The sequence below is a fragment of the Mycobacterium attenuatum genome, from assembly GCF_900566085.1.
GTDB classification, from domain to species: domain Bacteria; phylum Actinomycetota; class Actinomycetes; order Mycobacteriales; family Mycobacteriaceae; genus Mycobacterium; species Mycobacterium attenuatum.
The window spans coordinates 25,872-48,108 of sequence record NZ_UPHT01000046.1 but is presented as its reverse complement, the minus strand read 5'-3'; the positions used below and the strand labels follow the sequence as shown (position 1 = coordinate 48,108).

Here is a 22,237-nt window from a genome sequence, read left to right as displayed (position 1 = left end):
ATCACTACACTACCGTAGCGATCACTACATAACAAGCCCGGTGGCCGGGCAGGAGAGGTGAGAGCCATGAAGGAGCCGTCGATCTACGACGTGGCAGTGATCGGCTACGGCCCGACCGGGGCTACCGCAGCCAACCTGCTGGGTCAGCTAGGACTGAACGTTGTTGTTATTGAGCGTGATCCGGATATCTACGGTCGGGCCCGCGCGATTTCCACCGATGAAGAGGTCATGCGGATCTGGCAGTCGGTCGGCTTGGCCGAGCGCCTGCAGCAGGACATGCTGCCGGACCGGCCGATTTCGTTTGTCGACGCCAACGGCCGGTCCTTCATCAACCTCACGATCGAGTCTCACGGCACCGGGCATCCGCCGCAGCAGTTCCTGTATCAGCCCGCGGTGGACAAGGTGTTGCGCGAAGGGGTGGACCGCTTCCCGAACGTCGAGGTGCTGCTGCAACACGAATGTCTGCGCGTGGCGCCCAAGGGCGATGCGGCCGAGCTGATGCTGGCCGACCTGCGCGCCGACACCTTCAAACGTGTCCAGGCCTCGTATGTCATTGCCGCCGAAGGAGGCTCGTCACCGACCCGCGGACAGCTGGGTGTCGGCTACTCGGGACGTACCTACGCCGAACGCTGGATCGTCATCGATACCAAGGTGAAACGGCAATGGGACGCCCACGACCGCCTGCGGTTCCACTGCAATCCGGCGCGTCCCACCGTCGATTGCCCGACCCCGCTTGGCCACCACCGCTGGGAGTTTCCAGCCCGCGCCGGCGAGGACGATCAGAAATTGGTTCAGCACGAAGAGATTTGGAAAGTCCTCAACGCCCAGGGCATCACCGAGGATAACGTCGAGATCCTGCGCGCCGTGGTCTACTGCCACCACGTCCGGGTCGCCGACCGCTGGCGCGTGGGGCGCGTCTTCCTGGCCGGCGATGCGGCGCATGCCATGCCGCCGTGGATCGGTCAGGGCATGTCGGCGGGTGTGCGCGACGCGGCCAACCTGTGCTGGAAGCTTGCCGCCGTCCTGCGCGGGCAGGCGCCGGACTCGCTGCTGGACTCCTACCAGGCCGAACGCAAGCCGCACGTCACCGAGGTGACCCGGCGCGCGGTCTTCGTCGGCCGGATCATCACCGAACACCACAAAATTATTGCGGCGCTGCGCAATGGGGCCGGACGCGTGCTGACGCGGCTACCCGCAGTGATGACGCAACTGCAGAAATTCATGTGGGTTCCCCAAGCGCGCTACGAAGACGGCTTCTTGGCGACCGGCCATCGGGCGGCCGGCTGGCAGATCCCACAACCGTGGGTCGTCGACACCAAGGACGCCGCCGTGCGTCTCGACGACGCGCTCGGTGACGGATGGGCACTGCTCTACACCGGTCACGCGCCTTCGGGTTCCCGTGCCTGGACCGAGCTCGGCGTACCGGCGATCCGGGTGATCGGTCCGCAGGATGGTGCGGACCCGGCAGCGATCCGCGACCGCGACGGCACTTTGCTGCGCTGGCTGCAAAGCAAGGATGCGCCGGCGGTGGTGCTGCGCCCGGACGGATTCATCTACGCCGCAGCCCAATCCGGCCAGCCATTGCCGCCCCCGCCCGCCGGATTCGCAGCCAACACCGTAACAACTTCCAGCAAGGTCGGAGCCAACGCATGACCGCAAGCATGCTTGCCGAGCGCACCGTCATGGTCGCGGGCAAACCAATCTTCGTCGCCGAGACGGGCAGCGGGCCGGCCGTGGTGATGCTGCACGGCGGCGGGCCCGGCGCCGCCGGGGTATCCAATTACTCCCGGAACATCGATGCGCTCGGCCGCAATTTCCGTGTGATCGTGCCCGACATGCCCGGTTACGGTCGCTCGGCCAAGAGCGTCGACCATACCGACCCATTCGGCTACCTGGCCAACATGATTCGCGGGCTCCTCGACCAGCTCGGCATCGACTCCGCACACCTGGTCGGCAATTCCTACGGCGGCTCGTGTGCGTTGCGGCTCGCCCTCGACACGCCGCAACGGGTGGGCAAGCTGGTGCTGATGGGACCCGGTGGGATCGGGACGACCCGCGGTATCCCGAGCGCCGGGCTGAAGAGCCTGCTTGCCTACTACACCGGCGAGGGGCCTACCCGCGACAAGCTGGAGGCCTTCATCCGCAACTATCTGGTCTACGACGGCGCCTCGATCCCCGATGAGCTGATCGACCTGAGGTACACCGCCTCCATCGACCCCGAGGTCGTGGCGAATCCGCCGCTGCGGCGCCCGTCCGGGCCGAAGGCTTTGCACACCCTGTGGCGCATGGACCTCACCCGCGACGAGCGGCTCAAGCATCTGATGACTCCGACCCTGGTGCTGTGGGGCCGCGACGACAAGGTCAACCGGCCGACCGGCGGCCCAATGCTGCTGAACCTGCTTCCCAATGCGCATTTGATCATGACCCCGCGCACCGGCCACTGGATGCAGTGGGAACGCGCCGAGTTCTTCAACCACGTTGTGCGTGAATTTCTTTCGAGCGGATCGGGGTACGCATCATGACCACACCAGCCGTGTCGGTATTCGGCAATGTGCATCTGGGTTACGTCGTCATCGAGACGAACAGGTTTGACGATTGGCGCCGCTTCGGACGCGACGCCATCGGAATGCATCTTGACGACGCGTTGGCCGACGTGATCCGGTTTCGCCTGGACGACAACGAATGCCGGTTCCTGCTGCAGCGCGGCCCGGCCGAAGACGTCACGGCGCTGGGATGGCAACTCGACGACCACCATACCTTCGACGAGATCGTCGGTCGAGTACGGCGACACGGTGTTCCGATCGCCGAAGGCACCGGCGAACAAGCCCTGCTGCGCGGCGTGGAAAGACTGGCGCGGTTTCCCGGGCCCAACGGGCTGGCACAGGAGATCTTCACCCGGGCGCGACGCGGCACCACGCCGCTGCGGATGGCGGTGCACGGCGGCTTCGTCACCGGTGACGGCGGCATCGGCCATGTTGCCGTCACATCGAAGAAACCGCATCAGGTTCGCGGTTACTTCAACACCGTCTTCGATGCCCGGCTCAGCGACTACATCGACGAGACGATCAGCGGCCTGAAGTTCAAGATCCGCTTTCTGCGGGTCAACGAGCGTCACCACTCGGTGGCAATCGCCGCGACGAACCTGTTGCCGCTCAACCCGATTCGAACCCGAGTACAGCATGTCAACGTCCAGGTCGCCGAACTTGACGACATGACCGCGTCCTATCAGCGGGTCAAGGAACTCGGGTTCCACATGGCGCTGGGTGTCGGTCAGCACACCAACGACCGCGAGCTGTCCTATTACGCGATGACGCCCTCGGGTTTTGAATGGGAGCTCGGCTGGAACCCCATTGTGGTAGACGAAAACACCTGGGAGCCAACGACACATCAGGGGATCAGCATCTGGGGCCATACCCCGGAAGGCGAGCACATCATCGGCAAGCTGGCGCAGTTCAAGACGGCGGGACGGTCATTGCTGCGCCGCGAAGACACCGTGCCCACGCTAGCCGGGGCCGGCATCCTCGACGACTACTAAGAGGTGGCGACCAGGCCGCGGGTCATGACGGCCCCTACGACGCCGGATCTCAGGGCACGATTTCGCGCGGGGGGTCCACCTCGTCCTCGCAGGCAACCAAGTCCAGCTGCCACCACTGGACGTCGTGCCAGGCCCCGTGCTTCCACCCGACCCGCCGTAATCGGCCCACCGGCTGGAACCCGAAGGCCTCGTGCAGGGCATTGCTCGCGTCGTTGGGTTGGGCAATGGCGGCGAATGCTCGCCGGAAACCACGCGCCGCGAGCCTACTGAGCAATTCGGCGTAGAGCTTTCGCCCGCCTCCCATGCGCCCCTGGTCGCGCGCCACATATACGCTCGTCTCGACGGACCACCGGTAGGCGGCACGCGGATTGAATTGCTGCGCATAGGCATAACCGGCGACGTCTCCGGCAACCTCGAGCGCCAGCCATTCGTGCGTGAGGCGGGCAGCGACGATACGGGCGGCCATCTCCTCGACCGTCGGCACTTCCGTCTCGAAGGTGATCGCCGTGTCCAGCACATACGGCCGGTACACGGCGAGGCAGGCCGCAGCGTCGGCGGCGTCGGCAGAACGGACATGTTGGGGCATCAGCCGACAACTTCGTTCAACTGCTCACGGGTCCCGTCGAGCTCGAGATCGACCAAGGCCACGTCCTGCGCCGACCGCGCGGCGGTACATTTGGTCACTCGTAAGCCTCAACGTCGCGGTCAGATTCTGGCGTCGACGGCGTCGGGCAGTGCCGTCAACAGCTTCGCGTCGGCCGTGACGAGCGTGAGCCGCTCCACCCTCGCCTGGGCCGCCAGGACCGCGTCGAATGGGTCCTTGTGGGCCAGCGCGGTGAGGTCGGACGCCAGGGTGTGGCGACGTGCTACGGGCAGATCCCGCAGACCGGACCGGTCGATCGCGTCGTCCAAGTCGTCGGGCAGCGCAATCTTGCCAACAGCCGCCTTGATGGCGAGTTCCCAGGCGCTCGCCGCGGAGACATAGACCGCGGCGCTTCCCGCGATCCGGTCGCGCGCCCGGGCGCCTAATCGCCGATTGTCGTCGAGCAGCCAGAGTAGGACATGGGTGTCGAGCAACAGGCCGCTCATTCGATGCCAAACAACGCATTGAGATCGCTATCGGTGTCGTCGAAGTGATTTGCGTCGTAATGCAGCCGCCCGGCCAGGCCGCCGAAGGCGATGTCGGTACGTAGGTGCGGGACCAGGTCGGCGACCGGCTTGCCGGCGCGAGCGATCGTGATCGTCTCCCCGTTCTCGACGCGGGCCAGCAGTTGCGACAGATGGGTTTTCGCATCGTGGATGTTGACGGTTGGCACAAGATACCAGTCTACTGGACTTAGTCTAGTTGGGCTAGCAATCGTCCGGGTCTCGGGCGCTTGGCGGTTGGCGGGCGAGCAGCGAAGACACGCGGCGCCGCGACTAGCGTCCAACCTCATGGAGACGTTTCAAGCGCTGGTGGCACGCCAGGATGCAGACCGCATCAGCACGACGGTGGAGACGTTGACCACGGCCGACCTACCGCCCGGCGAGGTGACCATCCGGGTGTTGTATTCGAGCGTCAACTTCAAAGATGCGCTCGCCTTGACGCCGCGCGGCGGTGTGGTGCGCACCTATCCCATTGTTTCCCGTCGTTCCGGGCATCGATCTGACCGGCGAGGTCGTCGACTCGCAGTCGCCCGACTTCGCCGTCGGCGACATGGTGTTGGCCCACGGCTATCAGATCGGTACCGGCCACCACTGCGGCTATGCCGATTATGCGCGGCTGCCCGCAGATCAGGTGGTGGCGCTCGGCGCGCTGAGTCCGCACGACGGCGCGGCGATTGGTACCACCGGATTCACCGCCGCGATGAGTGTGCCGGCGCTGATCAACTGGGGCATCGCAGCTGAGGCCGGTGCCGTCGTTGTCACCGGCGCATCCGGTGGCGTCGGCTCGGTCAGCGTCGACCTGCTGGCGGCTGCGGGCTACCCGGTGGTGGCCTCGACCGGCGAACCCCAGGCCGCCGAACTGCTGAAAACACTTGGTGCCATTGAGGTTATCGGCAGGCTGCCCACCGACCCGGACGCGAAACCGCGGCCATTGACCACCGCACGCTGGGCAGCCGCGGTGGACTGCGTGGGCGGCGCGACGCTGGCCGATGTGCTCAGCGCCGCCGACTACGGCGGGGCGGTGGCCGCCAGCGGCCTCACCGGCGGCGCGCCGTCAGCTGTGGGCACGCCTCGGCGATTCGCTTCGGCCGCGTCACCTGGCCGACATCACCACCGAGGTCGACATCAAAGACGTGGTCGACGTGGTCGATCAGGTGCGGGCCGGCGCATTCACCGGCCGGGCCGTGGTACGGGTAGCGGGCGGGTTCTAGATTGGGTCCGGGAATTGACAACGGAGGTGGTATGCGCGCAATACGGGTGACACGGCTCGAAGGGCCGGGTGCGGTGGAAATATCAGAGATCGACGAACCCGCCGGCGAGGGTGTCGTGGTCGACGTGTACGCCGCCGGCGCGGCGTTTCCGGACGCGTTGCTCACCCGTGGCCTCTACCAGTACCGGCCGGAGCCGCCGTTTGTCCTCGGAGCCGAGATCGCCGGCGTGGTCCGCTCGGCGCCCCAGGATGCGCACGTGCGTGCCGGCGACCGGGTTGTCGGGTTGACGATGCTCACCGGCGGCATGGCCGAGGTCGCGGTGCTCTCCCCCGACCGGGTGTTCAAGCTGCCCGACAACGTGAGCTTCGAGGCGGGAGCGGGCTTGCTGTTCAACGACCTAACGGTGTACTTCGCCCTGAGTGTCCGCGGCCGGTTGCAGCGCGGCGAAACGGTACTGGTGCACGGCGCGGCGGGCGGCATCGGCACGTCGGCGCTGCGGCTGGCACCGGTACTCGGGGCGTCGCGCACCATCGCGGTGGTCAGCACCGAGGAGAAGGCCGCGATTGCGACGGCGGCGGGAGCCACCGATGTGGTGCTGGCCGAGGGATTCAAGGATGCGGTCAAGGCCCTGACCGACGGTCGCGGCGTCGACGTGGTGGTCGACCCGGTCGGTGGCGACCGGTTCACCGATTCGCTACGCTCACTTGCCCCCGCGGGACGGCTACTGGTCATCGGCTTCACCGGCGGTGAAATTCCCACGGTGAAGGTCAACCGATTGCTACTCAACAACATTGACGTAGTCGGTGTCGGGTGGGGCGCCTGGGCCGGAAAGCATCCCGACGCGTTGTCGCAGCAGTGGGCCGCACTCGAGCGGCTGCTCAGCTCGGGCGAGCTGCCTCCCCCCGAGCCGGTGGTCTACCCGCTGGAGCAGGCCGCCGTCGCGGTGGCATCGCTGGAGAATCGCAGCGCCAAAGGCAAAGTCGTGTTGCGTGTCCGCGATTAGCGAGCACCGTCAGATCAGCGACGCGAAATCGCCGGCAATCGATTTGGCCGCGCCATAGTAGGCGTACGCAAGGAAGAAGCTCAGGAATGTGAGCAGTCCCGTGTCGCCGGCAATCGGATAGCCGATCGCATTGATGATGCCCGCGGGATCGCCGTCGAGTGCTTGCCTGACGCCGTCGAGGAAGAGGTTGACGTCATAGGACGGCAGGGAAACGAGGATGGCGCTCAACGTATCTGCGGTCGGAAGCAGGGTCGCGTAAGCCGACGACGTCGCGCTGGTGACGACGTTGGTGAGGTTGGCGTTCCCGGTCTGCAGACCCTGGATGATGCCGTCGATCGTGGGTGCGGCGACGGTGGGCGGCGTCAAGTCGCTGAGCGCGAAGGGATTTGGCGCTGGGTTTCCTGCCGGGGCCTGCCATGTGCCGAGATCTGCTGCGGCAGCGCCGATCCCCTGCTTCGTCCCATCGATCAAATCCGCGACGACAACGCCCGGGCTGGCGTCGGGGAACAGCCCGAACGGGGTTGGCACATTGGCCGGCCCCGTCGAATAGCCGTAGTCGGGGTTGCCGTAACCCAGGTTCACGATCACCTTCAGATCCGGTTGAATCAGATCGGCGACCGCATTTCCCAGGGGTAGTGCACGCAACGGTTCGAGCAGCGGCAGATTCTGGGTGGGAATCATGTAGTAGGTGGTCGTGGTCGGCCCCTGCGTCGGCATTTGCACAGCCGTAGCGACCTGCGCCGGGGTCAGCACCGGATACTGCGGGTGCACATACAGTGCGCCGAGCATGGCGTTGGCGTCGGCCACCAAATTTAGCGGGTACTGCGGAAAATCGGCGAATCCGTCGTACTCGATCGTGTAGATGACGGTCGGGTAGTCATTGGACGGTGTCGCGCCGGGGAAGGATTTGCCCATACTCGCCAACGTCAGCCCGTCGAAGCGGGAATACAGGCCACCGTTAGGATTCATCGGATCACCAATCAGCGAGAAACTCACCGAACTCGTCGGCACCCCTTGGGCTTTCAGGTTCGCCATTTCCAGCGACGCAATGCCGGCGCCTTGCGAGAAGCCCTGAACGGCAACGTTGTTCCCGGCGGCCAGCTGTGCGTGGATGGCGTTGTCCAGGATGGTAAGGCCTTGAGCCCACGACGCGTCTTCGGTCAGCGTCTTCACGCCGGTGATCCAATACGACTGCGCAGGCGTGTATAAAGATTGCGCGTTAGCCGTGGTAAAACCCGGGAAGGTGGGGGTGACGTAGTCGGCAACCACGGTGTTCACATAGCTTTGCGACGGAATCGGATAGCCGCTGCCGCCGATCACCAAAGTGACACCGGTTGCCGCTGTCGATGCGCTGGGGCTGCTCGCCGAGACAGCGGCTTCGGCCGCCTTCATGCCGCGCACCGGGCTCTCCAGGGTCGATAGCAACGTCTGCCACGGTGTCAGCTGCGCGACGGCCGCCGACGCACCGGCGTAGTAGCCCGCCATCGCGCCCACATCCTGTGCCCACAACTGCTCGTAGTGGGCCTCGGTGGCCGCGATCGCCGGCGCGTTGAGCCCCAGGACATCGGCTGCGACCAGCGACACCAGGCGGGACCGGTTCTGTGCCAGCATCTCCAGCGGCACCGTGGCAATCCGCGCCGTCTCGTAGGCGGCAGCCGCCGTTGCGGCGTGACGACCGGCCGCTGCCGCCCTCGTCGCCGCGGCCCCCAGCCAGCCCGGGTACGGGGCCACCGCCGCGGCCATCGCCGCCGCCGCCGGACCCTGCCACGCGGAACCGCTAATCTCCGAAATCACCGACGACACCGCAGTCGCGCTCGAGGCCAGATCTTCGCTCAGCGTCGCCCACGCCGTCGCCGCGGCCCGCAGCGGCGCCGGTCCGGGGCCGCGCAAAATCCGCGCGGAGTTCACCTCCGGCGGCAACGTCAAGAACTCCATCACACCCCACCTGCCCCTCAGAACGTCAACATGCGTAGACAACTGCGGCGTACCGTAACCGCGTTTGTCACCGGCCGTTGCGGTTTTAGAAAACTTTGGTTGACATTGTGCACAGTCGAAGTCGCCTCGCGTCAACCGCATTGGACCGGAGGCCTGTGCATCACGGCACCGTCCGGCGATTCGGCTGGTCGAGCCGATGCCGCGTGCGCCGCCGGCGCCTAGTCAACGGCCGTGCCGGCGCCGACCGCACGGAGCGGGGCCCTTGCATCCAGCGTAAAGAAAAGTAATATCACTTTCAGTTTTGTGTCGCCGAATTCCCCCGTAGCTGCCCGACCCCCTGGAGCCACCGTATGGAATCCTTTGTCCACCTGCGTAAGGGCCGGACACCGCGGCGCCTGCATGCCGATCTCGACGGGCTCAAGGACGACGAACTGGGCCGCGGCGGATTCACCGGACGGACCGCCAACATCTACCGCCGCCACGACCCCACCGCGTATCGGGCGGTCGGCCCGCTGCGACCCCTCGACGTCCTATCCGATGACCTCAAACCCAGCGACGCCACCGATGCCAACGGCGGTCCGCTGCTGATGTTCCACAACATCGACTGCCGGATTCTGCTGAGCCGCCGCCACCAGGCCATGCCGTTCTACACCCGCCACGTCGACGGCGACTTGCTGTGCTTCGTCCACCGGGGCAGCGGCATGGCCGAAACCGAGTTCGGCCCGTTGCGTTACCGGGAGGGTGACTGGGTCTATATCCCCAAGGCCTGCACCTGGCGCCAGATACCGGACAGCGAAACGACCCTGCTGATGGTCGAGGCCGCCGACGAATTTCGGGTGCCGGCGCCGGGCGCGCTGGGCCGGCACTTCCCGTTCGACCCGTCGCAGATCACCATCCCGGAGCCGGCACCGATCGACGACGATGGCCGTGACCAATACGAGGTGCGGCTAATCCACCGGCCTCTTGCCGAGGGCGGCCCGACAAGCCTTTACTACCAACACAATCCGATCGACGTCGAAGGCTGGCGCGGCGACAACTTCCCGTTCACCTTCAACATCGGCGACTACAACGTCGTCACCTCCAACAGCGTCCACCTGCCCCCTACAGTGCATCTGTTCATGCAGGCCACCGAGGTCTATGTCATGAACTTCCTGCCCCAACCCGCCGAGGGCATCCTCGGCACGGAACGCACACCCTGGTATCACCGCAACGTCGACTATGACGAGATCGCCTTCTTCCACGGCGGTTCGCTGTACGGCATTCCGATGCCGCCGGGGCTGATATCCCATGCCCCCCAAGGCGTTCACCATGGGGCACCGGAAAAGGCACGGCAACGCGCCCGTCGCAAGTTCGACGAATATTCGACCGTCGACTGGCAGGTGATCGCCATCGATACCCGCCGGCGACTCACCCCGTGCGCCGAGATGCTGGCCCACGACCTAGGGCAGCACTGACATGACGACCCGTCACGACTATCAGCGAATTCCTTACCTCGTTGCCTTCCAGAACAATTCCGGCGTCCGCGATGTCTATGGCGGGCTGGCCGAGATCACCGTGCTGGAAAGCTATCTGCTGCGGCCCTCGGATAAGCCGTCGGACACCGCACTGGTGTTCATGCACCCGATCGGCGGCGGCGCATATCTGCCGATGATCAACGCGCTCGCCCGGGCCGGCCACCACGTCATCTACTGCAACAGCCGGTTTCGCGGCACCGACTCAGGGCTGCTGATGGAGAAGGTGGTCGAGGACCTCGGCGAGTGCATCAAGGACGCGAAAGCCAGGCTGGGATACCAGAAAGTGGTGCTGGCCGGGTGGAGCGGCGGCGGTTCGCTATCGATGTTCTACCAACAACAGGCGCAGCACGCGACCGTCACCTCCAGCCCCTCCGGCGACGGTCCCGACCTGACCCGGCTCGACCTTCCCGCCGCGGACGGAATCATGTTGCTGGCCGCGCACGTCAGCCGGCACGGCACGCTCACTGAATGGCTCGACGCGTCGATCCTCGACGAAACCGACCCGACCAAGCGCGATCCCGAATTGGATCTGTACCACCCGGATAATCCCAACCAGCCGCCCTACAGCCAGGAATTCCTGGCGCGGTACCGGCAGGCTCAGATCGACCGAAATCGCCGAATCACCGCCTGGGTCAAGGACAAGCTCGCCGAACTCGCCGCCCGGGGCTGCCCCGATGACGAGTTCTGCTTCGTCGTGCACGGCACCATGGCCGACCCGAGGTGGCTCGACCCGACCGTCGATCCCAACGAACGCACCCCGGGCACCTGCTATCTGGGTGATCCGCGAGTGGTGAACATGAGCCCGGTCGGGTTGGCCCGGTTCTGCTCGTTACGGAGTTGGTTGTCCCAGTGGAGTTATGACGATGCCCGCGGCGACGGCGTAGCATGTGCGCGTGATCTCGCCGTCCCGGCACTGGTGATCGGTAACCTGGCAGACGACGCCTGTACGCCCAGCCATACCCGGCGGCTCTTCGACGCGATCGGGAATTCCGACAAGGAGATATACGAAATCCCCGGTGCCACACACTATTACGCGGGGCCCAACCAGCGCGACAAGCTGGCACATGCCGTCGACGTCGTGACCGACTGGCTCATCCGACACGACTTCGCGGGCACGCGGTGACGGCGCCAACCGGACCGCTAGACGGCATCCGGGTGCTCGAACTCGGCACCTTGATCGCCGGTCCGTTCGCCGGGCGGCTGCTCGGCGACATGGGCGCCGACGTCATCAAGGTGGAGCCGCCAGGTGCCCCGGATCCGTTACGCACCTGGGGTCAAGCCGAACTCAACGGGCACCATGTGTTCTGGACCGTGCATGCCCGCAACAAGCGGGCCGTCACCCTTGACCTGCGACGTCCGCGCGGCCGGGAGCTCTTTCTCGAATTGGTCGAGAAATCCGACATTGTCGTGGAGAACTTCCGCCCGGGCACGCTGGAAAAGTGGAACCTGGGTTACGACGTGCTCAGCGAACGCAACCCGGGCATCATTCTGGTTCGGGTGTCGGGCTACGGACAAACCGGTCCCGACGCACACAAGGCCGGATACGCCTCGGTGGCCGAGGCGGCCAGCGGACTGCGTCATCTCAACGGGTTCCCCGGCGGTCCGCCGCCGCGGCTGGCACTGTCGCTGGGTGACACCCTGGCCGGCATGTTCGGCGCCCAGGGGGCGCTGGCCGCGCTGTATCGCCGCGGTGTCACCGGCAGGGGCCAGGTGGTCGACGTCGCCCTGACCGAATCCTGTTTGGCGGTACAGGAATCCACGATTCCGGACTATGACGTCGGCGGGGTGGTACGCGGACCGTCCGGCACCCGTCTGGAAGGCATTGCGCCGTCCAACATCTACCGCAGTGCCGACGGCTCCTGGGTGGTGATCGCCGCGAATCAGGACACCGTATTCGCCCGGCTGTGCAAGGCAATGGGGCGTCCGGAACTGGTCACCGACGAGCGGTTCGCCACCCACGGGGCGCGCGGCCGCAACCAGGACGAACTCGACGCAATCATCGGCGCCTGGGCCGCGGAGCGCCGGCCCGGCGAAATCATCGAAACTCTCTCCGCCGCAGGCGTGATCGCCGGGCCGATCAATACCGTCGCGGAAGTGGTCGACGATCCACAGCTACGGGCGCGCGGCATGCTGGTCGAACATTACGATGAGAGGGTCGAACGATCCGTATTGGGTCCAGGGATCGTACCGGTACTCTCCGAATCACCGGGCAGGGTGCGCGCCGCCGGTCCCCCCCACCCTGGCCGGCATAACGACGACGTCTATATCGGGCTGCTGGGCAAAACCGTCGAGGAGCTCACCGATTTGCGCGCCGAGGGGGTGCTATGAACCAGCATGTGACCATTCGCGAGGTCTCGCTGCGCGACGGACTGCAGATCGAAAAGCCGATCCCGTTGGCGGCCAAGCTGGAGTTGCTGGTCGCGATCGCCGCCACGGGAGTGCGTGAGATGGAAGCAACGGCGTTCGTGTCGCCGTCCAAAGTTCCGGCGATGGCCGATGCCGCCGAACTCGCGGCCGAGTTGCACCGGTATCCCGACATCGAGTTCTCCGCGCTGGTAGCCAGCCCCAACGGCGCCAAGCGGGCGATCGCGGCGGGCCTGCGCGCCATCGAATATGTGGTGGCAGCCAGCGACTCGTTCAGCGCGGCCAACGTCGGTCGCAGCAGCGCCGAGGCAACCAGTCAGATCGGCGAGATCCTCGCCATCGCCCGCGGCAGCGGGGTGACCGTCGAGGTGATCGTGGCCACCGCATGGGATTGTCCGTTCGACGGTCCCACCCCGTCGCAGCGGGTGCTCGACATCGCCGCCGTCGCCCGCGGCCTGGGCGTGGACCGGTTCTCGATCGCCGACACCATCGGCACCGCGACGCCGGGTCGGGTGAGTTCGCTGATCGCACAGCTACATCCGGTGATTGGCGACATTGCGCTGGGCGGACACTTCCACAACACTCGGGGTGCGGGCCTGGCCAGCGCCTACGCGGCGGTCTGTTCCGGTGTCACCCGGCTGGATGCCTCGGTCGGCGGCCTTGGCGGCTGCCCGTTCGCCCCCGGAGCCACCGGCAACATCGCCACCGAGGATCTAGTGTATCTGCTGGCCGACAGCGGTTTCGAGGTCGACATCGACCTGCCGGCCGCCATTGCCGCGGCCGAGGTTGCGAAATCGGTGGTCGGCCATGACTTGCCGGGTGCGTTGTTACGAGCCGGCGACCGGATGCGGAACTGATGGCCGCCGGCGTACTCACCGCCAAGGGCCGCCAGACCCGGCAGGCCATCGAACAGGCTGCGCGAAAGCTCTTTGCCGAACGCGGCTTTCACGGAACCACTCTGGCCGACATCACCTCGGCCGCCGGTAAGTCGCCCGCGGTGTTCTACCGGTACTTCTCCGACAAAGAAGACCTACTGGCCGCGCTCGCCGAATCATTTCTGCACGACGTTGTCGCTCCGTCCGGGCTGAGTGTGCATCTGCCGGATACCCCCGACGACGACACGTTCTTCACCTCGGTGGTCACCGGATACTGGAACATCTTCAAACAAAACATCGGCATCATGATCGCCGTTGCCCAACTGGCCGCCACCCAACGGCGTTTCGCCGCCGTGCAGAACGAATTCCGGCGTTTCGGAATGGACATCGTGGCCGCATCGGTCCGCCGCGCTCAGGAGCAGGGTTACGGTGCTGAGCTGCATCCGCAGCACACGGCCGCCGCGATCGCGCTGCTGTTCGAAAACTTCACCACCGTGTTCGTGGGGCGCTCGGGCTCTGAAAATCTGCGTCTGGACATCAGCGACGAGGATGCGATCAAGACGTTGTCAACGATCTGGAAGAAAACTCTGTACGGCGCATAAGGAGCTCAATCGTGGATTTTAGTCTGCCAGAACATCTTCCCGGTCTGCTTGCCGAGATGGACGAATTCATCGAGTCCGAGATCAAACCGCTAGAACGCCAGCACATCCAGTATTTCGACCACCGCCGCGAGCATGCCCGCACCGACTGGGACAACGGTGGCGTCCCCCGGCGCGAGTGGGAGGACCTGCTGGCCGAGATGCGCAGGCGCGCCGACCAGTCGGGCTGGCTGCGTTACGGCCTGCCGTCGCGGTTCGGAGGCCGCGACGGAACCAACGTCGATATGGCCGTCATCCGGGAACATCTGGCGCACAAGGGGCTCGGGCTGCACAACGACTTGCAGAACGAGTCCTCCATCGTCGGCAACTTCCCCCAGGTCATCATGATGGACCGATTCGGCACCGAGGCGCAGCAGAAGGAGTGGACCGAGGCGCTGATCACCGGCGAGCGGTCGATGGCATTCGGTTTGACCGAGCCCAATCACGGCTCGGATGCCACCTGGCTCGAGACCCGTGCCGAGCGCGACGGCAACAGCTGGGTGATCAACGGCGCCAAGCGGTTCAACACCGGTGTACACCGCGCCACCCATGATCTGGTGTTCGCCCGAACCTCGGGCGAACCCGGTCAGGCCCGTGGCATCACCGCGTTTCTCGTCCCCACCGATACGCCCGGCTTCACCGTGCCGTACTACTGGTGGACGCTCAACATGCCGACCGACCACGGCGAGGTGGCACTTGAGGATGTCCGGGTATCCGGTGACGCCGTCCTCGGCGAGGTCGACCGTGGTTTGGAGGTGGGCCAGACATTCTTGCACGAGAACAGGATTCGTCAGGCGGCCAGCAGCCTGGGCGCCGCCCAGTATTGCATCGACCGGGCCGTCGACTACGCCAACGAACGCTGGGTATTCGGTAAGGCATTGTCGGTGAACCAGGCTGTCCAGTGGCCGCTGGTCGAGTTGCAGACCGAGGCGCAGATGGTGCGGCTGCTGGTGTACTACGCGGCCGACCAATTGGATCGCAATCACCACATGGAAGTGTCGGACAAGGTGGCAATGGCCAATTACCGCGCCAACCGGCTGGTCTGTGAGGCCGCCGACCGGGCCATGCAAGTCTTCGGCGGAGTGGGATATAGCCGTCACGAACCGTTCGAGCACATCTACCGCCATCATCGCCGCTATCGGATCACCGAGGGCGCGGAGGAGATTCAGATCCGCCGGGTTGCGCAGCGGCTGTTCAAGTTCGGCAAGAAGTGACTCTGTCGGAGGACATGGCCGCGCTGCTGAGCCCGTTGCTGGGCGCCGAGGTGGCGATCGAAAACCTGCGGATGCTCACCGGCGGCGCCAGCAGGACCACGTCGGCGTTCGACGCCGTCGTGAGCGCCGAGCGTCGACCGCTGATTCTGCGCATCGGCCCGCCCGACGACGTGCACGCCGGTATGGAACTCGAAGCCCGCGTCCAGGCCGCCGCGGCAGCCGCGGGCGCGCCGGTGCCGCATATTCTGCTCGCCGACGATTCGCCTGCGGCACTGGGTAATCCGTTCCTGATCTGCGAAGAGGTCGAAGGCGAAACCATTGTCCGGCGCATCCAGCGGCAACTCGATGATCCCGGCCGGACACGGCTGTTGCGCCAATGCGCGCGAGCACTGGCCGCGATTCACCGCGCCGAGTGGAATGGCCTGGGTCTCGTCCGAGAGGACCCGGTTGAGCAGTGGCGTGACCGGCTCGATGCCATGGGCGACACCACCGCCACCTTCGAATGGGCCTTCCGCTGGCTTGCGGCGCGTCGACCACCGCCTTCGACAGCCGTTCTGGTGCATGGCGACTTCCGGATGGGAAATCTCATGGTCGACGGCTCCGACCTTGCGGCCGTTCTGGATTGGGAGCTGGTGCATGTCGGGGAGGCATATGAGGACCTGGCCTGGTTTTGTGTGCGGGCCTGGCGGTTCGGGGCTCCGGCGAGCCTTGGCGCCGGCGGGCTGGGCAGCATCGAGAGCCTGTTGCAGGCGTATGAGGAAGCCGGCGGGGCCACCGTCGATCGGGCGGCGTTTCGCTGGTGGTTGGTACTGGCCACCCTGCGTTGGGGTGTCATCTGTCGATACCAGGCGGAGCGCCACTTGAGTGGTCGGACCCGATCGGTCGAGTTGGCGGCGATAGGGCGCCGGGTCTGTGAGAACGAGTGGGATCTGCTCGAGCTGCTCGAGGCGGCCGGACGATGACCGGGCTTCACGGCCGGCCCACCGCTGCCGAGCTCGTGGCCGCCGTCGCCGACTTCCTGGAAGGGGACGTGCGGGAGGCGACCAGCGGGCAGGTCAACTTCCATGCCCGCGTTGCCGCCAACGCCCTGCGCATGGTCGAGCGTGAATTGCTGAGTTCCGGTGATGCCGAAGTCCGGACCGCGCTGGCCGACCTTGGTTTCGCCGACGAGGCCGCCCTTGCCGCTGCGATCCGGGCCGGTGAACTGGACGGCCGCGACGAGGAAGTCATGGCCTGCCTGCACACACTGGTACGTCATCGTCTGGCGGTCGCTCATCCCGGATACGACAGCGAATAGGCGGCGTCGGCGGTGCCGATTGCGTTGTCGCCGCCCGGTGGACTGGATTGACCGCCCGGGTGGGCGCTCGATGCTCACCCGCGTGCGTTTCGCCGCTTCGCTCCACCGCCGGCCGGTGCGACCGGCGTGCACCGGTCGAGATGGCTTAGGAGAATAATCCACGCAAGCCCGCCACTAGTAATGAGAACAACGGCGGCTGGATGTCCACGATGTTGTCGCCGGGACCTGCGATCGCCGATGCGCCGTCTGCCCTGGCGATTGCGATGTCGTTGTTGCCATTGAATGCTCGAGCCTGGGCGTTGTTGGCGACGACGATCGCCAGGTCGCGATTGCCTTCGTCGCCTGTTTCGCCCCCCGCGAAGGCGGTGCTGTCGTTTCCTACGACGACCGCGGCGTTGAAGTGGCCTCTTTGCGCATGGACGTCGGTGTTGTCGCCGCCGACGACCACGGCGGCATTGGCGAAGTTGCCGCCTACGGCGGCGGCTGCGACCCCGTTGTTGCCGCGGCCCACGACGGTAGCAGCGGTGACGAAGTCGTTGTCGCCGACGGCGCTAGCAGCAACGGCACCATTGTCGGCACCCACCACCGTGGCCGCCGTCGCGATGTTGAGGCTGCCATCCGCACCGGCCGCCACCCCATTGTTGGCGTTGCCCACCACCGTGGACGCCGTCGCAATGTTCGTATCCCCGACAGCAGTCGACGAAATCGCCTGATTCCCATCAAAAACCGCGGTCGCCGCCGTCACCACATTGACACCGCCAGCAGCACTGGCCGTAACTCCACTATTGCCATCACCGACCACCGTGGCCGCCGTCGCAATGTTGAGGCCGCCATCAGCGCTGGCCGCCACCCCATCGTTGGCGTTACCCACCACCGTGGCCGCCGTCGCAATGTTCGTATCCCCGACAGCAGTCGACGAAATCGCCCGATTCCCATCAAAAACCGCGGTCGCCGCCGTCACCACATTGACACCGCCAGCAGCACTGGCCGTAACTCCACTATTGCCATCACCGACCACCGTGGCCGCCGTGGCCACATTGATACGACCATCCGCACTAGCCGCCACCCCACTGTTGCCATCACCAACCACCGTGGCCGCCGTACCAACATTGCTCTGCCCCAACGCGATAGCGCTCGCAGCATCAATCACATTGTCATTACCCACCACCGTGGCCGCCGTCGCGATATTGCGCACCCCCTGCGCACTGGCCAACACCGCAGCATTACGATCCCCCACCACCGTAGCCGCAGTCGCAATGTTCGTATCACCACTCGACCCCGCCACCACCCCACCATTATCGGCACCCACCACCGTCGCCGCCGTCGCAATGTTGAGGCCGCCATCAGCGCTGGCCGCCACCCCATCGTTGGCGTTACCCACCACCGTGGCCGCCGTCGCAATGTTCGTATCCCCGACAGCAGTCGACGAAATCGCCCGATTCCCATCAAAAACCGCGGTCGCCGCCGTCACCACATTGACACCGCCAGCAGCACTGGCCGTAACTCCACTATTGCCATCACCGACCACCGTGGCCGCCGTGGCCACATTGATACGACCATCCGCACTAGCCGCCACCCCACTGTTGCCATCACCAACCACCGTGGCCGCCGTACCAACATTGCTCTGCCCCAACGCGATAGCGCTCGCAGCATCAATCACATTGTCATTACCCACCACCGTGGCCGCCGTGGCAATATTGCGCACCCCCTGCGCACTGGCCAACACCGCAGCATTACGATCCCCCACCACCGTAGCCGCAGTCGCAATGTTCGTGGCACCAGCGGCGGAGGCCATAATCCCATGGTTGTCACCGAAAACCGCGGTGGCGGCGGTTGCAATATTGCGTCTGCCATCGGAAGTCGCTGCGATTCCGTTGTTTCCATCGCCCACCGCGGTGCCCAGAGTGGCGATGTTTGTGTGGCCGGCCGCGTCGGCCGCCACCGCGTTGCTGTCGCCGACAACCGTCCCAACGGTGGCAATATTGGTGTCGCCATTGGAGGTTGCGGCGGCGCCAGTATTTCCATTTCCGACGACGGTGGCGAGGGTGGCGTAATTGGCAATGCCGTTGGAACTGGCCAGCACCCCGCTGTTCTGGTCACCGATTACGGTCGCAAGGGTCCCGATATTGGTCGTGCCGTTGGCCTCGGCCGCAAGCGCATTCGCATCGCCGACCGCGGTGCCGAAGGTGACGATATTGCCCACCCCGTCGGTCGTGGCTTCGACCGCGGTGTTGGCATTGCCGACCGCGGTGGCTGCCGTGGCGTAATTGCCGGTGCCGTTAGCACTGGCCAGCACCCCGCCGTTGTGGTCGCCGACCACGGTCGCGAGAGTCGCGATGTTACCGTCTCCCACGGCCTGCGCGGTGGGTGCATTGCTATTGCCGACCGCGGTGGCGAATGTGGCGATATTGGCGCGATCGGTTGCGCTGGCCAGAACCGCACCGTTGTCGTTACCCACCGCGGTAGCAAAGGTGACGATGTTGTTGTCGCCCATGGCGCTTGCAGTGGCACCATTGCTGTCGCCGAAAGCGCTGGCAAAGGTGGCAATGTTACCCCCACCGTTGGCACCGGCTTCGACCACGTTGCCGGCAGTGCCGAAGATGGTAGCGGCGGTGCCGACCGTCGCGATATTGCCTTGGCCGTTGGCGCTGGCCGCAACCGAATTGTCGCCCTCGCCAAAGAGAGTGAGCGAGGTGGCCATCGTAGCGATATTGGCGTTGCCGCTTGCTGTGGCTTCGACCCCATCATTGCCGTTGCCAAAAACCCCGGCCAACGTGGCAATGTTGTTGTTCCCGATTGCGCTGGCTTCCACCTGTTGGTTGCCGCTGCCAACGACGCTGGCGAAGGTGGCGATGTTACCGCCACCGGTGGCATTGGCTTTGACGGCGTCGTTCGCGTTGCCGACGAATCCGACGTTGGTGGCAAACGTGGCGATGTTGCCGGTGCCGTTAGCGCTGGCTTCGATCCCGTTGTTAGCGTTCCCGATTAGACCGGCATTGGTGGCAAAAGTGGCGATATTTGCGGTGCCCGCAGCGCTGGACGCCACGCCCATGTTGGCATTTCCAAAGACGGTTGCAGATGTCGCGATGTTGCCCTGTCCGTCAGTGCCGGCGGTGACACCATCGTTCGCGTTGCCGAATGCCGTTGCAAAAGTGGCGATATTGCCGGTACCACTGGCGCTGGCTTCGATGTTCTGGTTGCCATTGCCGATGATACTGATGTTGTTGGCAAAGGTGGCGATGTTGAAGTCACCGTCAGCCGCGGCCCTGACGCCGTCGTTCCCGACGCTTATCAGGCCGGTGCTGGTAGCGAAGGTAGCGATATTCGTACGGCCGACGGCCGCGGCGGTGATATCACCGTTGGCGTTGCCTGCCACGGTGGCAAAGGTGGCGATATTGGTGTCACCGCTAGCGCTGGCACCGATCTCATGATTGCCGTTGAACACGGCAGTACCGAAGGTGGCGATATTGAGATGGCCTGCGCTGGCAGCGGTTACGTCATGATTGCCGTTGCCGACGGCACTGGCGAAGGTGGCGATGTTGGTGTCGCCGTTGGCGCCCGCCGCGACCTCATTGCCGCCGCCGATAACAGTGCCGAAAGTGGCGACGTTGAGGCGGCCGACAGCATCGGCGCCGGCCCCATGGTTGCCGTTGCCGACAACGGTCGCGAAGGTGGCGACGTTGGTGTCACCGTCGGCGCCGGCCGCGACTCCGCTGTTGGCGTCGCCGATCACGTTGCCGAGCGTTGCGATATTGAGGTTGCCGTCGGAACCGACTAGCACGCCGACGTTGTTGTCGCCAAACACCGTCGCGGCGGTGGCGACATTGGTTTGGCCGGCGACGCTGGCCTGAACACCGCTGTTGTTGTTTCCAAGCACAGTAGCCATGGTTCCAACGTTGGTGTTCGCGACTGCACCGTTTCCATTGACCCCCGCGGTAACTGCGCTGTTGTTACTGCCGAGGACAGTGGCGAAGGTTCCGATGTTCGTGTTCGCGACAGCGTCGTTGCCATTGGCGCCCACGGTAACCGTGCTGTTGTTGTTCCCCACGACGGTGGCAAAGCTCGCGATATTGGTCCGCGCGACGGAACCAGTTCCGTTGGCTCCGACTCCGACCATACTGTTGTTGTTGCCGAGCACTGTTGCGGCGTTGAAGTACCCGCCCCCGGCGTGGGCTGCGTTGTGGTTACCGAACACCCAAGCACCGTTAGCGATGCCGTCAACCACACCGGCCTGGTTGTTATTGCCCAGAATTCCGGCAAATGTCACATAACCACCAGTACCCGTGCTGTTAGCGCTACCAAGAGTCAACGCACCGGAAAGCACACCACCCACATCAACCACGTTGTCATTACCCAACACCCACCCACCGCTACCAACACCGTCCACCACACCAACCTGATTGCCACCACCGACAACCCCAGCGAAATTCACATAACCACCAGCACCCATGCTGTTAGCGCTACCAAGAGTCAACGCACCGGAAAGCACACCACCCACATCAACCACGTTGTCATTACCCAACACCCACCCACCGCTACCAACACCGTCCACCACACCAACCCGATTGCCACCACCGACAACCCCAGCGAAATTCACATAACCACCGGTTGCGGCACTACTGCCGCTACCTAAAACCGAAGCTGCGGTCAGCAACCCGCCGGCCTGAGCGGTGCTGGTGTCGCCGACAGCTAACGCCGCATTGAAAAAGCCGCTACTGCTGGCGCCAGTCGCGCTGCCCAAAGACCAGGCCCCGTCCAGCAATCCGGTAGCGCTGGCCGAACTATTGGGACCCAGGGCGACCGCCAGGCCACCCAAAGTCGAGTCAGCATGCGCGGTGCCGAGCTGCACAAGTTGCAGACCACTGAACGACACACTGAGGTTCACCGGATTCAGGAATTCAGCCGTGCTGGCCCTGCTAACGGCCGCGATGGTTCCGTTCGCACTGCCCTGAAGAGTTTGCAGCGCCCCCTGCCACGGCGTGAGCTGAGCGGCCACCATTGAAACCCCAGCGTGGTAGCCCGACATGGCTGCCACATCCTGCGCCCACATCTGCTCGTAGTGCGCCTCGGTGGCTGCGATCGCCGGAGCGTTCAAACCTAACAGATTCGACAGGGCGAGCCGGACGAGCTGATTCCGGTTGATCGCCACGACCGCCGGATGCACAGTGGCCCCGAGCGCGTCCTCGAACACCGTCGCCGCCGCACCGGCTTGCATGGACGCGCTCTGCGCCCCGGCGGCGGCGACATTCAGCCAGCTCGCGTACGGGGCGGCGGCACTCGCCATCGCCGTCGCCGCCCAGCCCTGCCAAGAATCGCCGACCAACGCCGAGGTCACCGACTCGAATGACGCTGCTGCCGAGGATAATTCGTCGGCCAGCCGCTGCCACGAGGCCGCAGTCGCCAGCATCGGCGCTGATCCAGGGCCGGCATAGATCTGCGCCGAGTTGATCTCTGGGGGCAAAACCGAAAAGTTCATTGCACTCTATCCTCTCCGAGCTGCCCTAC

16 protein-coding genes and 2 pseudogenes are annotated in these 22,237 nt (G+C 65.1%); 13 read left to right on the top strand and 5 right to left on the bottom strand.

Annotated elements, in window-relative coordinates; genetic code table 11:
* The first annotated feature begins 66 nt into the window (after window positions 1–66).
* From EET13_RS07495 to EET13_RS07485, 3 genes are read left to right on the top strand one after another with little or no spacing between them, the layout of a single operon-like run.
* Window positions 67–1,653, top strand: coding sequence for a bifunctional 3-(3-hydroxy-phenyl)propionate/3-hydroxycinnamic acid hydroxylase (locus EET13_RS07495; protein ID WP_122441683.1), 1,587 nt, complete (start codon window positions 67–69; stop codon window positions 1,651–1,653).
* Window positions 1,650–2,522, top strand: coding sequence for an alpha/beta fold hydrolase (locus tag EET13_RS07490; RefSeq protein WP_122441682.1), 873 nt, complete (start codon window positions 1,650–1,652; stop codon window positions 2,520–2,522). The genes EET13_RS07495 and EET13_RS07490 overlap by 4 nt, the downstream gene beginning before the upstream one ends.
* The gene (locus EET13_RS07485; protein ID WP_122441681.1) at window positions 2,519–3,535 is read left to right on the top strand and encodes a VOC family protein; all 1,017 of its coding nucleotides are present in this window, start codon (window positions 2,519–2,521) and stop codon (window positions 3,533–3,535) included. Before EET13_RS07490 ends, EET13_RS07485 begins: the two co-directional genes overlap by 4 nt.
* A 49-nt stretch (window positions 3,536–3,584) precedes the next feature.
* Here the strand turns inward: EET13_RS07485 and EET13_RS07480 are convergent, their stop codons facing one another.
* The 3 genes from EET13_RS07480 to EET13_RS07470 form a co-directional block, all read right to left on the bottom strand.
* Window positions 3,585–4,121: a GNAT family N-acetyltransferase gene (locus EET13_RS07480; protein ID WP_122441680.1), complete on the bottom strand. Its 537-nt coding sequence runs from the start codon at window positions 4,119–4,121 to the stop codon at window positions 3,585–3,587.
* Between the two features lie 119 nt (window positions 4,122–4,240).
* Window positions 4,241–4,612 (bottom strand): type II toxin-antitoxin system VapC family toxin, encoded by a 372-nt coding sequence (locus EET13_RS07475; protein ID WP_244603811.1) that lies wholly within the window; start codon window positions 4,610–4,612, stop codon window positions 4,241–4,243.
* An 8-nt stretch (window positions 4,613–4,620) separates the two neighbouring features.
* A complete protein-coding gene (locus EET13_RS07470; protein WP_122441678.1) occupies window positions 4,621–4,851 on the bottom strand; it encodes a type II toxin-antitoxin system Phd/YefM family antitoxin in 231 nt (76 codons plus the stop codon).
* Window positions 4,852–4,969: 118 nt separating this feature from the next.
* Between EET13_RS07470 and EET13_RS07465 the strand changes: the two are divergent.
* Both EET13_RS07465 and EET13_RS07460 read left to right on the top strand, forming a co-directional pair.
* Window positions 4,970–5,892, top strand: a pseudogene (locus EET13_RS07465) (zinc-binding dehydrogenase).
* Window positions 5,893–5,923: 31 nt separating this feature from the next.
* Entirely contained in the window at window positions 5,924–6,895 is a 972-nt protein-coding gene (locus tag EET13_RS07460; RefSeq protein WP_122441677.1) for an NADPH:quinone oxidoreductase family protein, read from the top strand.
* A 9-nt stretch (window positions 6,896–6,904) separates the two neighbouring features.
* Here EET13_RS07460 and EET13_RS07455 read toward each other — a convergent pair whose 3' ends face one another.
* Window positions 6,905–8,830, bottom strand: coding sequence for a PPE family protein (locus tag EET13_RS07455; protein WP_122441676.1), 1,926 nt, complete (start codon window positions 8,828–8,830; stop codon window positions 6,905–6,907).
* A gap of 350 nt (window positions 8,831–9,180) precedes the next feature.
* Between EET13_RS07455 and EET13_RS07450 the strand changes: the two genes are divergently transcribed.
* Genes EET13_RS07450 through EET13_RS07415 form a run of 8 tightly spaced genes read left to right on the top strand, consistent with a single transcriptional unit; the run spans window position 9,181 to window position 16,732 of the window.
* Window positions 9,181–10,284, top strand: coding sequence for a homogentisate 1,2-dioxygenase (locus tag EET13_RS07450; protein WP_122441675.1), 1,104 nt, complete (start codon window positions 9,181–9,183; stop codon window positions 10,282–10,284).
* Window position 10,285: 1 nt separating this feature from the next.
* Window positions 10,286–11,467: an alpha/beta hydrolase gene (locus EET13_RS07445; RefSeq protein ID WP_122441674.1), complete on the top strand. Its 1,182-nt coding sequence runs from the start codon at window positions 10,286–10,288 to the stop codon at window positions 11,465–11,467.
* A complete protein-coding gene (locus EET13_RS07440) occupies window positions 11,464–12,672 on the top strand; it encodes a CaiB/BaiF CoA transferase family protein (RefSeq protein ID WP_122441673.1) in 1,209 nt (402 codons plus the stop codon). Before EET13_RS07445 ends, EET13_RS07440 begins: the two co-directional genes overlap by 4 nt.
* Window positions 12,669–13,565: a hydroxymethylglutaryl-CoA lyase gene (locus EET13_RS07435; RefSeq protein WP_122441672.1), complete on the top strand. Its 897-nt coding sequence runs from the start codon at window positions 12,669–12,671 to the stop codon at window positions 13,563–13,565. The genes EET13_RS07440 and EET13_RS07435 overlap by 4 nt, the downstream gene beginning before the upstream one ends.
* Window positions 13,565–14,185 (top strand): TetR/AcrR family transcriptional regulator, encoded by a 621-nt coding sequence (locus EET13_RS07430; RefSeq protein ID WP_122441671.1) that lies wholly within the window; start codon window positions 13,565–13,567, stop codon window positions 14,183–14,185. The genes EET13_RS07435 and EET13_RS07430 overlap by 1 nt, the downstream gene beginning before the upstream one ends.
* Before the next feature lie 11 nt (window positions 14,186–14,196).
* On the top strand, window positions 14,197–15,435 hold the full coding sequence (locus tag EET13_RS07425) for an acyl-CoA dehydrogenase family protein (protein WP_122441670.1): 1,239 nt from the start codon (window positions 14,197–14,199) through the stop codon (window positions 15,433–15,435).
* Between the two features lie 14 nt (window positions 15,436–15,449).
* Window positions 15,450–16,397 (top strand): phosphotransferase family protein, encoded by a 948-nt coding sequence (locus tag EET13_RS07420; RefSeq protein WP_122441669.1) that lies wholly within the window; start codon window positions 15,450–15,452, stop codon window positions 16,395–16,397.
* Window positions 16,394–16,732, top strand: a complete 339-nt coding sequence (locus EET13_RS07415) for a DUF6285 domain-containing protein (RefSeq protein ID WP_122441668.1) — start codon at window positions 16,394–16,396, stop codon at window positions 16,730–16,732. The genes EET13_RS07420 and EET13_RS07415 overlap by 4 nt, the downstream gene beginning before the upstream one ends.
* Window positions 16,733–21,683: 4,951 nt before the next feature.
* Here the strand turns inward: EET13_RS07415 and EET13_RS31260 are convergent.
* Window positions 21,684–22,208, bottom strand: a pseudogene (locus EET13_RS31260) (PPE family protein); the annotation flags it as partial.
* Between the last annotated feature and the right edge of the window lie 29 nt (window positions 22,209–22,237).